Here is a 13,742-nt window from a genome sequence, read left to right on the forward strand (position 1 = left end):
ATGCGTCCACGGCGCGGGCGCCGCATCCTCAAGAACAGTGCGGCCGAAGCCGAACAGTTCCGCCGCCGCTCCGCGCTCGCCTTCGCGGGAGTGATGCTGGCGCTGGGCGGCCTGGCCCTGTGGTATTTCCGCCTGCAGGTCTGGCAGCACGCCGAGTACGCCACGCGTTCGGAGGCCAACCGCATCAAGCTGCAGCCGGTGGTCCCGGGGCGTGGACTCATCTACGACCGCAAGGGCCGGCTGCTGGCTGACAACGTGCCCGCGTTCCGCCTGGACGTCACCCCGCGCGAAGCCGGTGACGCGGAGAAATGGCTGCCGGCGCTAGCCAAGGTGGTGGCGCTGAGCGCGGACGACCTCAAGCGCTACGAGGAAGGCCGTCGCGCCGCGCGCGGCTACAAGCCGGTGACCTTGAAGCTGCGCCTGAGCGAGGAGGAGGCCGCGGCCTTTGCCGTGGACCAGTGGCGCTTCCCGGGCGTGGAGCTGGTGTCGTACCTCAATCGCCGCTACCCCCATGCCGACCTGTTTTCGCATGTGATCGGGTATGTCGCCCGCGTGGATGCCAAGGACGCCGAGGCCTTGGGCGAAGCCAATGCAGCGTTCAGCCATATCGGCAAGACGGGCCTGGAGCGCTACTACGACGAGGCCCTGCGTGGCCGTATCGGCTACGAGAAGATCGAGACCAACGTCGACGGGCGGCCGATGGGGCTGGTCGGGCGCGTGCCGGCGGTGCCGGGTGCCGACCTGCGGCTGAGCCTGGACCTGGACCTGCAGCAGGCCATGGTCTACGCCTTCGGCGACATGGACGGCTCCGCGGTGGCGATCGACCCGTCCACCGGCGAGATCCTCGGCATGGTCAGCCTGCCGGGCTACGACCCCAACCTGTTCGTCAACGGCATCTCGCACACCGATTACCGCGCGCTGATGGACGACCCCTCGCGTCCGCTGTTCAACCGCAACGTGCTGGGCGGCGGCCCCCCGGGGTCCACGGTGAAGCCGATGGTCGCGCTCGCCGGCCTGGACAGCGGCCTGCGCACGCCGGAGGACAAGGTGTTCTCCACCGGCGAGTTCCACATCCCCGGGCAGCGCCGCGGCTACCGCGACGCACACGGTGGCGCCGGCTGGACCGACCTGCGCAAGTCCATCTCGGAGTCGGTGAACTACTACTACTACAAGCTTGCCTACGAGATGGGCATCCGCACCTTCGCCGACTACATGCACCGGTACGGGTTCGGTCAGCCCACCGGCATCGACCTGGCGGGCGAGAACGCGGGCGTGGTGCCATCGCCGGAGTGGAAGGCCTCGCGTACCAAGGAGAACTGGTACCCGGGCGAGACGGTGATCGCCGGCATCGGCCAGGGCTACTGGATTGCCACCGCGCTGCAGTTGGCGCGCGCCACGGCGGCGATCGCCAACGGCGGCGACCTCCGCCGGCCCCACCTGGTGGCGCAGCGTCGCGACGGATTCGAGGCGCCGTGGTCCGCCTTGCCGCAGCCGAAGCCCACGCGCATCACCGACAACGCGGCGCATCTGCGCGCGGTGCAGGAAGGCATGATGGCGACGATCCACGGTGGTGGCACGGGCGCGGCGATGGCCCGCGGCGCACCCTACCTGATGGCTGGCAAGACCGGCACCGCGCAGAAGGTCAGCCGAAAGGGCAGCGCCAGCGTCGACCCGCACAACCTGCCGTACCACCTGCGTCACCAGGCGTTGTTCGTGGGCTACGCCCCGGCCGACAACCCGAAGATCGCGGTGGCGGTGGTGGTGGAACACGGCGGCTATGGCGGCAGCACCGCCGCGCCCATCGCCCGCAAGATCTTTGACGCGTGGCTGCTGGGCAAGATGCCCGAGCCGCCGGCGCCGAGTGCGGCCAGCCGGCCGGGCGCGCCGCTTGCGGGTGAGGCTGCCGCACCAGTGGTGGCCAATGCGAGCGCTTCACCGACGACACAGCCGGCGACGACACCGGCTACGACGCCGGCGCCGAACGCGCGGCCAACGGCGGCAAGCCCGGCCACGACCCCGGCCGCCCCGGACCCCAGCCGGGAGCCGCGCCGATGAGTGCCATCCTGCGCTGGCTCTATGGCTTGGCGGCCCACTTCCTGCGTACGCTGGATGCGCCGCTGATGGCCGCGCTGCTGGCGCTGATGGCCATTGGCCTGGCCGTGCTGTACAGCGCCGGCGGCGGGTCGACGACGCTGGTGATGGCACAGGGCGCGCGGTTTGCCGTGGGCATGGGCGCGATGTGGGCGCTGTCGCGCGTGCCGCCCACCCAACTGCGCAACTGGACGCCCCCGGTGTATGCGGTCACCCTGATCCCGCTGCTGCTGGTGCTGGTGGTCGGCGAGGGCAAGCACGGTAACCACTGGATCAACCTGGGCGTGTTCTATTTCCAGCCGGCCGAGCTGCTCAAGCTGAGCCTGCCGATGATGGTGGCCTGGTACCTCAACACCCAGCCGCTACCACCGCGGTTCAATGTGGTGCTGGTCGCTGCCGTGATCATCGCCGTGCCGACGCTGCTGATCCTCAAGCAGCCCGACTTCGGCACCGCGATGCTGGTGGCCAGCAGCGGCGCCTTCGCCCTGTACCTGGCGGGCCTGCCGTGGTGGTGGTTCGGCGCGGCATTTGCCGGGGTGGCGGCGATCGCGCCAGTGGCGTGGTTCTGGCTGCTGCGGCCGTACCAGAAGGACCGCATCCTCACCTTCCTGAATCCGGAGTCCGACCCGCTCGGCACCGGCTGGAACATCATCCAGTCGAAGATCGCCATCGGCGGCGGCGGCTTCACCGGCAAGGGCTGGGGCGAGGGCAGCCAGTCGCATCTGAACTACATCCCCGAGCACACCACCGACTTCATCTTCGCCGTGCTCAGCGAGGAGTTCGGCTGGATCGGCGTGGCCACGGTGCTGGCGCTGTACCTGTTCGTGGTGGGGCGGTGCCTGTGGATTGCCGCCGACGCGCGCGACGGATACTCACGGCTGCTGGCAGGCGCTTTGGGCCTGGCATTCTGCGTGTACGTGATCGTCAACGGCGGCATGATCTCCGGCCTGCTGCCGGTGGTGGGCGTGCCGATGCCGTTGCTCAGTTATGGCGGTACGTCGGCGGTGTCACTGCTCGCGGGCCTGGGCGTGGTGATGGCGGTGCGCGCGCACCGGCCGGTGCATGGGCGATGAGTCGACCGCCCGCCTGCGTCCGCCCAACCTGACTGACACGTTCAGTCGGGCCAAATCCCCCGGTTTTTTGCCCCAACTTGCGCATGCTACCCTCGCTGCGATGAGTAGAACCGACCTCACCCGCCGGGCCGCGATCTGCGTGCTCCCGCTCGTGCTGGCGGCCTGCGCGACGCAGGTGCCGTCTCCCCCTGATGCCGCACCGGCCGCCACGCCGGCGCCAGCGACCACCACCCCGGGCACCGACCCACTGCCTCCGCCGTTGCCGGCCATGCCGCTGGCCGAGGCCAAGGCCGCCTTCGTCCGTGACACCGCGGCCCAGTACGGCGTGGAGGCGGCGTACATCGAGTCCGTGCTGGCAAGGGCGCAGATCAGCGAGTCGATCATCGCCGCGATGTCGCGACCGGCCGAAGCCAAGCCGTGGCGCGACTACCGCCCAATCTTCATCACCCAGGGGCGCATCGATGGGGGCAAGGCGTTCCTCGCCACCCACCGCGACGCCTTGGCGCGGGCGGAAGCGCAATACGGCGTGCCGGCTGAGATCATCGTCTCGATCATCGGCGTGGAAACCAGCTTCGGCGCCAACATGGGCAAGTACCGGGTGGTGGATGCGCTGTACACCCTGGCCTTCGCTTACCCGCGCAGTGGCGACCCGGCCAAGGCCGATCGCGAGAACCGCCGCGAGGCGTTCTTCCGCGGCGAACTGGCGCAACTGTTCGCGCTGGGCAAGGAAACCGGCATGGACATCACCACGCTCACCGGCAGCTACGCCGGCGCGATGGGCTGGGGCCAGTTCATGCCCTCCAGTTACCGCGAATACGCGGTGGACGGCAACGGCGACGGCAAGCGCGACCTGTTCACCAGCACCGACGACGTGTTCGCTTCCATCGCCAACTACTTCGTGAAGAAGGGCGGCTGGATGCGCGGCGCGCCGGTCACCGTGCGCGCCAACCGTGCCGCCGACGCGCGCGACCTCGAACCCGAATCGCTGGAGCCGGTGGTGCCGATGGCCGAACTGGCCGCCCGCGGCTTCCGTCCGCTGGTCGACGTGCCGGGCGTGCAGACCGCCACCGTGCTGAAGTTCGACGGCGTCAGCGGCCCCGAGTACTGGTTTGGTTTCCGAAATTTCCACGCCATCACCCGCTACAACATCTCCAAGCACTACGCGATGGCGGTGTACCAGTTGTCCGAAGCCGTGGCCGGGCGCGAGAACCCGCTCGCCGCCACCGTCGAAGGGCAGTCGGGCGCATGAGGCGGCTGCTCGCCGTCGCGATGGTGCTCGGCCTGGCCGCCTGCGCCAGCGCGCCGAAGAAGTCGCCCCCGCCGCAAGCCCCGGCTGCCGCCAGCGCGGCAAGCGCGTCCAGCGCGCCGCGGCCGGCCAAGGTCTCGCCCTACGCACCCGCCCAGGAAGACCCGACTACCCGCGGCGATTACGTTGCCGGCGGCCTGTACAAGCCGGGCGTGCCCGACAGCACGCCGGACTACGTGCCCGACGTGGATGCCATTCCGGAGCCCGAGGTGGTCGCCGAGCCGCGTTCGCGCGCGGGCAATCGTTCCACCTACACCGTGCTGGGCAAGCAGTATCGGGTCCTGGCCGATGCCGCCGACTACGTGGAGGAGGGCCACGCCTCCTACTACGGCCAGAAATTCCATGGCCGCCGCACGTCCAACCTGGAGGTGTACGACATGTACGCCTTCACCGCCGCGCACAAGACGCTGCCGTTGCCGAGCTTCGCCCGCGTCACCAACCTCGACAATGGCAAGTCGGTGGTGGTGCGCGTCAACGACCGCGGCCCGTTCCACGCCGGGCGCATCATCGACCTGAGTTACGCCGCGGCGGTGAAGTTGGGCATCACCCACCGGGGCGTGGGCCGCGTCGAAGTCCGTGCGCTGACCCCCGGCGCGGATGGCCGCCTGGCGCGCGCCGAGCCGCGCGGGGCCAAGCCCAGTCCGATGGATCGCCTCGTGGCCGCAGGCGGCGCCGAACAGCGCTTCGACATGCGCCAGGACGGCAAGCCGATGACCGCCAACGAGTTCGACGCGTGGATGAAGTCGCGCCGGCTGACCGTGGCCACCGGCAAGCCGCGCGCTGCGGGTGCGACCTCCGACCCCGCATCCGACGCCGTCCCCGGCAAGGGCAGTGCCTCCGCCGAAGCAGTGAGCGAAGGCGGCGCCAAGGCGGCGCTGACCGTCGCGGCTGCCGCGCCGCCACCGCCATCGCCCACCCAGGTAGCCAAGGCCGTGGCCGCCGCCGTGCCGGCCGCCGGCAACGTCACGCTGCAGGTGGCCAGTTTTGCCACCCGCGGCAACGCCGACCGCGCGCTGGACCTGCTGCGCGGCGCCGGCATCGCTGGCGCCAGCCTGCATGATGGCAGAGCCAACGGACGCAGCGTCTGGCGCCTGCGCGTGGGACCGCTCGCGGTCAGCGCCGCGTCGGAACTGAGCGCACGCCTGGTGGGCCTCGGCTTTGGCCAACCGCAGTTCGTGCACGACTAGAATTCCTGATCATCCCGGCCGGACACCCCCCGGCCCTCCGGAGCCGTTCAACCATGAAAGCCCGCTTCTCACCCCGCACCCGCATGACCCCTGGAGTGAACGCCCTGCGCGGGTTCGCGGTGGCCGCCCTGGCCACCTTTGCCGTCGGTTTGGCCGTGGCCCAGCAGACGCCCGCCACGCCGGCCAAGCCCGCGGCGGCGGCGTTGAGCAGCAACTTGCCGGTGCCGCCGCCCCCGGCCATTACCGGCAAGGCCTGGATCCTGGTGGATGCCGCCAGCGGCAACGTGCTCGCGGGTGAGAACTACGACACCCCGCTGGAGCCGGCCAGCATCACCAAGGTGATGACCAGCTACGTGATCGCGGCCGAACTGGCCGGCGGCAAGATCAAGGAAACCGACCAGGTGATGATGTCGGAGAACGCCTGGCGCCAGGGCGGTGCCGGCACCGACGGCAGCTACTCGGGGTTCGAGGTCAACAAGACCGCGCCGCTGGAGCAGATGGAAAAGGGCATGGTGGTGCAGTCGGGCAACGACGCCGCCATCGCGCTGGCCGAGCACGTGGCCGGCAGCACCGATGCCTTCGCGCAGCTGATGAACATGTATGCGCAGCGGATCGGCATGAAGAGCAGCAACTTCGTCAATCCGCACGGCTTGCCGGCCGAAGGCCACGTCTCCACCGCCCGCGACCTGGCGATGCTGGGCCGCGCGCTGATCCACGACTTCCCCAAGGCGTACTCCTACAACAAGATCAAGGAGTTCACCGTCGGCCCGATCACCCAGCCCAACCGCAACCTCCTGCTGTGGCGCGACAGCACCGTCGACGGCATCAAGACCGGCCACACCGCCGCGGCGGGCTATTGCCTGATGGCCTCGGCCAAGCGCGGCGACCAGCGCCTGATCTCGGTGGTGATGGGCTCCACCTCCGAGGCGCAGCGCGCCAGCGACAGCCTGGCCCTGCTCAACTGGGGCTTCCGCTTCTACGAAACCCACAAGCTGTACGACGTGGGCAAGCAGATCGCCCAGCAGAAGGTGTGGAAGGGCCAGGAGAACGAAGTGCTGCTGGGCGTGGCCGAGCCGATGCTGGTGACGATCCCGCGGGGCAAGTACGACCAGCTCAAGCCGATGATGGACGTGCCCAAGTCGCTGGTGGCCCCGATCAAGAAGGGCCAGGCCATTGGCACGGTGAAGGTCATGCTGGATGGCAAGGTCGTGGCCCAGCGCCCGCTGGTGGCGATCAACGCCATCGAGCAGGCCGGCTTCTTCAAGCGCCTGTGGCACGAACTGCTGATGTGGTGGTACGCCGACTGAGGCGACACATTGCGCAAGATTACGAAGCCGGCGGGAGCCGGCTTCGTCTTTGGTGGCGTTGGACTTTCGCAAGGTCAAGCGCAGACCTGGCCAACTGCTTCTTGCGGCAGTGCTAGGAGTGGTTTTTGATGATCCACCCAACGGCAAATAGAGCCACGGTCAAGCCGTAGATCGTGGAAAAGAAGCGTTTCCGCTTTGGGTTGACAACGTGCCGGATGACCAGGCTCGGCAGGACAATAAGTGTGGAGCCTGAAATCCACAGCAGTGCATTGGCAAACATTTCCATGTTACTCCTCGCCCCATCGGCCCGAGCCGGAATACCAAGAATGGCATGCGGGGTGCCACCGCCGGGTGTCTATTCCCTATATGAGCTGAGCGTACCGGCGGGTTCCTCGATGGCCCCACTGTACCGCCCGGGTCAAGGGGCTTCCGGTGCACTCGGGTTCCGCAACCTCGGTCCCTTGCCTTGGGATTAACGCCTCCCGCACCCATAATCCCGCCATGGAAATCAAATCCGACAACCCCGACCACGGCTTCCAGTTCCCCGGCACCTTCGAGCTCAGCGCCATGGGCACCGCCGAAATGGACCTGGAAACCGTCCTGCCCAACCTGCTGATGGACGCGGGCATCGACGTCGTCCAGGAAACCGTCACCTGGAAGCACTCCAGCAACGGTCGCTACGTGTCGGTGCGGATCAGTTTCCAGGCCGACAGTCGCGAGCAGTACGACCGTGCCCACCAGGTGCTGCGCGACCATCCGGAAGTGAAGTGGACGCTGTGAGCGGCGAGCAGGAGCTCGCCTGCACGCTTGCGCCACCGGCCGGCACGCGTGAGGCGGCGGTTCCTCCCGCACGCCTGCGCGACCTCGGTCGCCGGCCCTACGAGCCGGTCTGGCGTGCCATGCAGGCCTTCACCGACGCGCGCACGGCGGAGACCCCGGACGAGCTGTGGCTGGTGGAGCACGACCCGGTGTTCACCCTTGGCCAGGCCGGCAAGCCCGAGCATGTGTTGATGCCCGGCGACATTCCGGTGATCAAGGTAGACCGCGGCGGCCAAGTGACCTACCACGGCCCCGGCCAGATCGTGCTGTACCCGCTGCTGGACCTGAAGCGGCTCAAGGTCGGGGTGAAGGAGTACGTCTGCCGCATCGAGCAGGCCATGATCGACACCCTGGCCGACTGGAACATCGAGGCCCGCCGCCTCGACGGCGCCCCGGGAGTGTACGTAAACGGGGCCAAGATCGGCGCCCTCGGCATCCGCGTGCGCAACGGCCGCACCTTCCACGGCCTGGCCTTCAACATCGCCATGGACCTGTCCCCCTACCAACGTATCAATCCCTGTGGTTACGCGGGGATGGCGGTGACGTCGATGGTAGACTTGGGCGGCCCGTCCGGCCTGGACGCGGTCAAGCCGGTGCTGGTCGGCCACATCGCCCGATTGTTCGGGCTGACGGTCGAACCCGCCGCGCCGCCGTCGTTCGGCTGACCCCCTCGCGAGCGCGCCCCGACCGGCGGACGCGCCCGGCCCGGCCACGGCCTGCGTGGCCATCCGCAAAGGCGCCACAGCAGCAATGACCGACTCCGCCCCCAAGTCCATCCCGCTCGCAGTCGTGGGCGGTGATGCCCCCGCGTCGCTCGAACCGGGCGCGAAGCAGCTGGCCGGCGACAAGATCAACCGCTCCCCGGTGCAGTTCGCCGACGCGCCCGTGCTGCGCAAGCCCTCGTGGATCCGCGTGCGCATCCCCTCGGGCAACTCGGTGCAGAAGCTGAAGGAAAAGCTGCGCGAGAACCGCCTGGTCACCGTGTGCGAGGAGGCGAGCTGCCCGAACATCCACGAGTGCTTCGGCCACGGCACCGCCACGTTCATGATCCTGGGCGAGGTCTGCACCCGCCGCTGCAGCTTCTGCGACGTGGCCCACGGGCGGCCCAAGCCGCCCGATGCCGCCGAGCCGCTGAAGCTGGCCCAGACCGTCAAGGACATGGGCCTGAAGTACGTGGTGGTCACCAGCGTCGATCGCGACGACCTGCGCGACGGTGGCGCCGGCCACTTCGTCGACTGCATCACCGCGATCCGCGAGTTCACCCCCAGCACCAAGATCGAGATCCTGACGCCCGACTTCCGCGGCAAGGGCCGCATGGAGCGCGCGCTGGAGATCCTGGCGGCCAACCCGCCGGACGTGTTCAACCACAACATCGAGACCGTGCCCGACCTGTACCGCAACGTGCGCCCGGGCGCGGACTACCAGTGGTCGCTGACCCTGCTGCAGAAGTTCAAGGCCCAGCACCCGGACGTGACCACCAAGAGCGGCATCATGCTGGGCCTGGGCGAGACCATGGAGCAGGTGCAGGCCACCCTGCGGGACCTGCGCGCGCACGACGTGGACATGGTCACCATCGGCCAGTACCTGCAGCCATCAGCGCACCACCACCCGGTGTTGCGCTACTGGACCCCGGACGAGTACAAGGCGCTGGAGGTCTACGGCTACGAGCTGGGCTTCAGCCACGTGGCCTCCGGGCCGCTGGTGCGCTCGTCGTACCACGCCGACCGCTCGGCCAAGGAAGCCGGCGTCGCCACGGCCTGACCGCGCCCCAACCTGAACACCGACTGCGCCCCGGCCGCCCCCCGCGCCCCGGGGCGTTGGTTTTTGGGGCATGGTCGGATGACACCGGCCGCAACTTTCGGCACTGTGGGGTGGTCGAAGCTTGGACCATCCTGAACGTGCAATCCGCCCCCCAGGTTCCGGCCGCCCGTGGCCACAGAAGCTCCCCCATGACCGTCAAGAAAACCCTGCTCGCGTTGTTGCTCACCGCGCCGTTCGCGCTGATGGCCCGTGCCGACAGCGGCACCGCCCTGCCCAGCGCGCCCACCGCCGACCAGGCCACCGCGGCCAAGCTGGTCTACGGGCTGCTGTCCGACAGCCGCTACGCCTACCGGCCCAAGGCGCTGGACGACGCGCTCGCGGCCGACATGTACAAGCGCTACCTGGAGGCGCTGGACCCGGGCAAGCAGTTCTTCACCGCCCAGGACATCGCCAGGTTCGACGCGTACAAGACCAAGCTGGACGACGGCTTCAAGCGCGGCGACATGTCCGCCGCCTACGCCATCTTCGCCGTGTACCGCCAGCGCGTGGAGGCCCGCGTGGCGCATGCGCGCGCGCTGCTGAAGCAGGACATCTTCGACTTCGCCGGCAACGACAGCTTTGTCTACGACCGCGAGGACGTGCCGTGGGCCGCCGACAAGGCCGCCCTCGATACGCTGTGGAAGCAGTCGGTGCGCAACGACTGGCTGCGCCTGAAGCTGGCCGGCAAGAAGCCCGAGGACATCCGCAAGACGCTGGACAAGCGCTACGAGAACCTGGCCAAGGGTATCGGCGAACTGAAGGGCGAGGACGTGTTCCAGACCTTCGTCAACAGCTACGCCAACTCGGTCGATCCGCACACCGACTACTTCACCCCGCGCTCGGCCGACAACTTCAACCTGTCGATGTCGCTCTCGCTGGAGGGCATTGGCGCGGTGCTGCAGAAGCAGGACGACGTGGTCGCCATCCGCGAGATCGTGGTCGGTGGCCCGGCGGGCAACTCGGGCAAGCTCAAGGCCGGCGACCGCGTGGTCGGCGTGGGCCAGGGCGACAGCGGGCCGATGGAGGACGTGATCGGCTGGCGCATCGATGATGTGGTGGCCAAGATCCGTGGCAAGAAGGGCACCAAGGTGCGGCTGGACGTGATCCCTGCCGAGGCGGGCCTCGACAGCGATCCGGTGCGCGTGGTGCTGGTGCGCGACAAGGTGCGGCTGGAAGACCAGGCCGCCAAGTCCGAGGTCATCACCATCCCGGCCGCCGGCAAGGCACCGGCCAAGCGCATCGGCGTGATCAAGCTGCCCGGCTTCTACCAGGACTTCGAAGGCCGCCGCCGCAACAACGGCGACTACGCCTCCGCCACCCGCGACGTGGCCAAGCTGCTGGTCAAGCTGCGCGGCGAAGGCGTGGACGGCGTCGTGCTGGACCTGCGCAACAACGGCGGCGGTTCGCTGACCGAGGCGATCGAGCTGTCCGGTCTGTTCATCGACCGTGGCCCGGTGGTGCAGGTGCGCGAGTCCGGCGGCCGCGTCAGCGTGGAATCCGACAGCGATGCGGGCATCGCCTGGGAAGGCCCGCTCGCGGTGCTGATCAACCGCGGCTCGGCGTCGGCATCGGAGATCTTCGCCGGTGCGATGCAGGACTACGGCCGGGGCCTGGTGATCGGCGAGACCACCTTCGGCAAGGGCACCGTGCAGAACCTGGTGGACCTGGACCGCTGGCCGGCCAACGAGACCGCGCGCTTTGGCCAGGTCAAGCTGACCATCGCCCAGTTCTTCCGCGTCAACGGGAGCTCCACCCAGCACAAGGGCGTGGAGCCGGACATCGCGTTCCCGGCGTCCGTGGATGCCAGCGAGTTTGGCGAGAGCACCTACGACAATGCGCTGCCGTGGACCCGCATCGCCGCGGTGCCGCACACGCGCTATGGCAACTTCGAGCCGTTGCTGCCCAAGCTGCGCGTGCTGCACGACAAGCGCGTGGCCGACAACAAGGAGTACAAGTGGTGGTCGGAGGACGTGGCGCAGTTCAAGGCCGAGCGCGCCAAGAAGTCGGTGTCGCTCAACGAGGCCGAGCGTCGCGCCGAGCGGGACCGCAACGAGGCCAAGCGCAAGCTGCGCCAGGAGCAACGCAAGGCCCTGGGCCTGGCGCTGGACCCGCTGGCGGACGAAGGCGCCGACGACGGCCTGGCCGCCAGCGAGCGCGACATCGCCAAGGACGCCGCGCGCGAGAAGCTGGCCGAGACCCGCCCCGATCCGCTGCTGCGTGAATCGGCGGCGATCCTGGCGGATGCGGTGCGGTTGCTCAATGGCGACGACAAGCTCTCGGCGGTGGTGCTGCCCACCGCGAATGTGCGGGGGCACTGGGCGGATTGAGCGTGCCGGCGCCCGGCGTTGCCGGGCGGGGATGGTTGTAAGTCCACATGAAACGGGCGACCTCAAGGTCGCCCGTTTTTTTATGGGGTCTTGTCTTGTTCGGCGCCAAACGAAAGGGCGTTTGCACCTGTGATATCCGACCTGCGGCGGGCCACCTGTCGCCTTTGGCGGCGACCACGCATTGAACGTCGGTTAACACACACACTGCGGCGGCGCGTCGACACGCGTGCATATCACGACAATTTGTCGGTGATAAGCGTTATCACCTCATATTCGCCGGATAACACGCCGCGGGCAGTCTGGAGGGGCATTAGGATGCGGAGCAAGAGATTGATTTGGTGGGAGAATTTTCATGTTGACACTCCCGCAGGGCGATCCGACCATACGGTGATATCGTCCCGAAACGGGATCTAATTAGCGTTAGGGCTCATATCGTGATCTTTTTGCAAGACGCAGCTCACAAGCTCGGTGCCCGCATTGGGCGCACCTGGCTCGGCTTCGCTTTCATCCTTGCAGCTTGTGGTTTTGGGGCGTTCCTGGGGCTTTACGGCGTGATTGATGCATTGCAGTCTGGTGCCACGCCCTGTCCGGGCTGGCGGTGCCGTGGCTCGTTCTCGTCGGACGACAACCCATTGTTCTTCTGGGCAATTGTTGCCTTCCTGTTCGCTTCGGCTGTTCTCGTACTGGGCCTTGCCGGTGTATACGCAGTGCGGTTTTTGCGCAGCCGGTCTGAGCGGTGAATTCACACAACAAGTGCAACACCCCTAGAATCGCATTAATGGCCGCATGGCCTAACAGTTCGTTCAAGTCGAAGCTCAATCGCTTCGCGCTTGAGCTCGACTTAACTCAAGCGTTAGAGCGCATGGGCAGGACCTGCGAATCTTCCGGGCATCGAAAACAACTCCTCCAAAGTGAGGTCGCAGTCTGCTACTACTGCTTCGCTGAATTTCCTCCGTCGGATGTCGTTGACTGGTGCGACGAGGACGATGATGGGGTGGGTCAAACAGCGATATGTCCACATTGCAGCGTAGACGCGGTCGTAGGCTTCGACGGGCCAGTGGATCGAGATTGGGCCAAACGTGCACACGAGAGCGGCTTCGGCTAGCTTGCGCTCTAACAGTTCATTCAAGCCGAAGCCGCTTCGCGGCTCGGCTTAATTCAGGCGTTAGAGGTGAGGATGAAAGTTTGGTCGCTGGTTGTAGCAACAATCATCGCCGTGGCCTCGGCTTCCGGAACGGCTCATGCATCCGACCCCGCATCGAGCCCGCTGATCGGAACCTGGGTTCTATGCCAAGACCCTGACAACAGCCCAAAGGACACTCTTCAATTCTTCCCAGAGGGATACGGCTTCAGTTTAAGGTCGGGCAAGCCAAAGTCTCCATTCTTGTTCAAGGAGGCTCCCGGCCAGGTAATGCTTGCCGTAAATGCAAAGGGAAGCCTTCTGACCATCTACCTCGGCGTTAATGCTGACAGCACGCGGCTCACCACCAAAAGCGAACGCACTAGAAATGAGGCGTTCTACGTCAGGGCGGGCGAGGAACAAAAGAATGCTTGCACAGCCAGCTAGCCTCACCTCTAACAATTCATTCAAGCCGAAGCCGCTTCGCGGCTCGGCTTAATTCAGGCGTTAGGCGCCATAGATGAAGCTCACCCCGCGCGACCAAAGACTGCTTCGATGGTTCTATGGCACCCTAGCTATTATCGGCATTGGGGTAGTAATAGGCCGAGCGTTCCTTGCGTACCTAGATACGCATTCGATCGCCGCCATAGCGACATTGGTCGCCGGCGTGTGTCTGCTAGTTGTGTTCGTTGCGACGCTACTCAACCGAAAA

11 protein-coding genes are annotated in these 13,742 nt (G+C 67.2%); 10 read left to right on the top strand and 1 reads right to left on the bottom strand.

The genetic code is table 11. The annotated features are described in order from the left end of the window. The 5 genes from mrdA to AC3ARF_RS01465 all read left to right on the top strand — a co-directional run bounded on the left by mrdA (position 1) and on the right by AC3ARF_RS01465 (position 6,964). Positions 1-2,055, top strand: coding sequence for a penicillin-binding protein 2 (gene mrdA / locus AC3ARF_RS01445; RefSeq protein ID WP_498929628.1), 2,055 nt, complete (start codon positions 1-3; stop codon positions 2,053-2,055). Then, the gene (rodA, locus tag AC3ARF_RS01450; RefSeq protein WP_498929630.1) at positions 2,052-3,164 is read left to right on the top strand and encodes a rod shape-determining protein RodA; all 1,113 of its coding nucleotides are present in this window, start codon (positions 2,052-2,054) and stop codon (positions 3,162-3,164) included. The genes mrdA and rodA overlap by 4 nt, the downstream gene beginning before the upstream one ends. Before the next feature lie 100 nt (positions 3,165-3,264). Then, entirely contained in the window at positions 3,265-4,413 is a 1,149-nt protein-coding gene (mltB, locus tag AC3ARF_RS01455; protein ID WP_498929632.1) for a lytic murein transglycosylase B, read from the top strand. Continuing rightward, positions 4,410-5,657 (top strand): septal ring lytic transglycosylase RlpA family protein, encoded by a 1,248-nt coding sequence (locus tag AC3ARF_RS01460; RefSeq protein ID WP_498929634.1) that lies wholly within the window; start codon positions 4,410-4,412, stop codon positions 5,655-5,657. The genes mltB and AC3ARF_RS01460 overlap by 4 nt, the downstream gene beginning before the upstream one ends. Positions 5,658-5,740: 83 nt before the next feature. After that, complete coding sequence (locus AC3ARF_RS01465) at positions 5,741-6,964, top strand: D-alanyl-D-alanine carboxypeptidase family protein (protein WP_498929635.1); 1,224 nt, start codon at positions 5,741-5,743, stop codon at positions 6,962-6,964. A gap of 112 nt (positions 6,965-7,076) precedes the next feature. Here the strand turns inward: AC3ARF_RS01465 and AC3ARF_RS01470 are convergent, their stop codons facing one another. Then, positions 7,077-7,250 carry a hypothetical protein gene (locus AC3ARF_RS01470; protein ID WP_498929636.1) on the bottom strand — a complete coding sequence of 58 codons (174 nt, stop codon included), beginning with the start codon at positions 7,248-7,250 and terminating at the stop codon, positions 7,077-7,079. 215 nt (positions 7,251-7,465) lie between these two features. On the opposite strand from AC3ARF_RS01470, the gene AC3ARF_RS01475 reads away from it, so the two are divergent. From AC3ARF_RS01475 to AC3ARF_RS01495, 5 genes are all read left to right on the top strand, one after another. After that, positions 7,466-7,744 (top strand): DUF493 family protein, encoded by a 279-nt coding sequence (locus AC3ARF_RS01475; RefSeq protein ID WP_498929638.1) that lies wholly within the window; start codon positions 7,466-7,468, stop codon positions 7,742-7,744. Positions 7,745-7,818: 74 nt separating this feature from the next. After that, positions 7,819-8,448 (top strand): lipoyl(octanoyl) transferase LipB, encoded by a 630-nt coding sequence (gene lipB / locus AC3ARF_RS01480; RefSeq protein WP_498931938.1) that lies wholly within the window; start codon positions 7,819-7,821, stop codon positions 8,446-8,448. Positions 8,449-8,533: 85 nt separating this feature from the next. Further along, positions 8,534-9,544 carry a lipoyl synthase gene (gene lipA / locus AC3ARF_RS01485; protein WP_498929639.1) on the top strand — a complete coding sequence of 337 codons (1,011 nt, stop codon included), beginning with the start codon at positions 8,534-8,536 and terminating at the stop codon, positions 9,542-9,544. A gap of 188 nt (positions 9,545-9,732) precedes the next feature. Beyond that, positions 9,733-11,910: a carboxy terminal-processing peptidase gene (locus AC3ARF_RS01490; RefSeq protein ID WP_498929641.1), complete on the top strand. Its 2,178-nt coding sequence runs from the start codon at positions 9,733-9,735 to the stop codon at positions 11,908-11,910. 434 nt (positions 11,911-12,344) lie between these two features. Continuing rightward, on the top strand, positions 12,345-12,650 hold the full coding sequence (locus AC3ARF_RS01495; RefSeq protein ID WP_498929642.1) for a hypothetical protein: 306 nt from the start codon (positions 12,345-12,347) through the stop codon (positions 12,648-12,650). Positions 12,651-13,742: the final 1,092 nt, after the last annotated feature.

It is taken from the genome of Lysobacter sp. KACC 24251 (genome assembly GCF_057747755.1).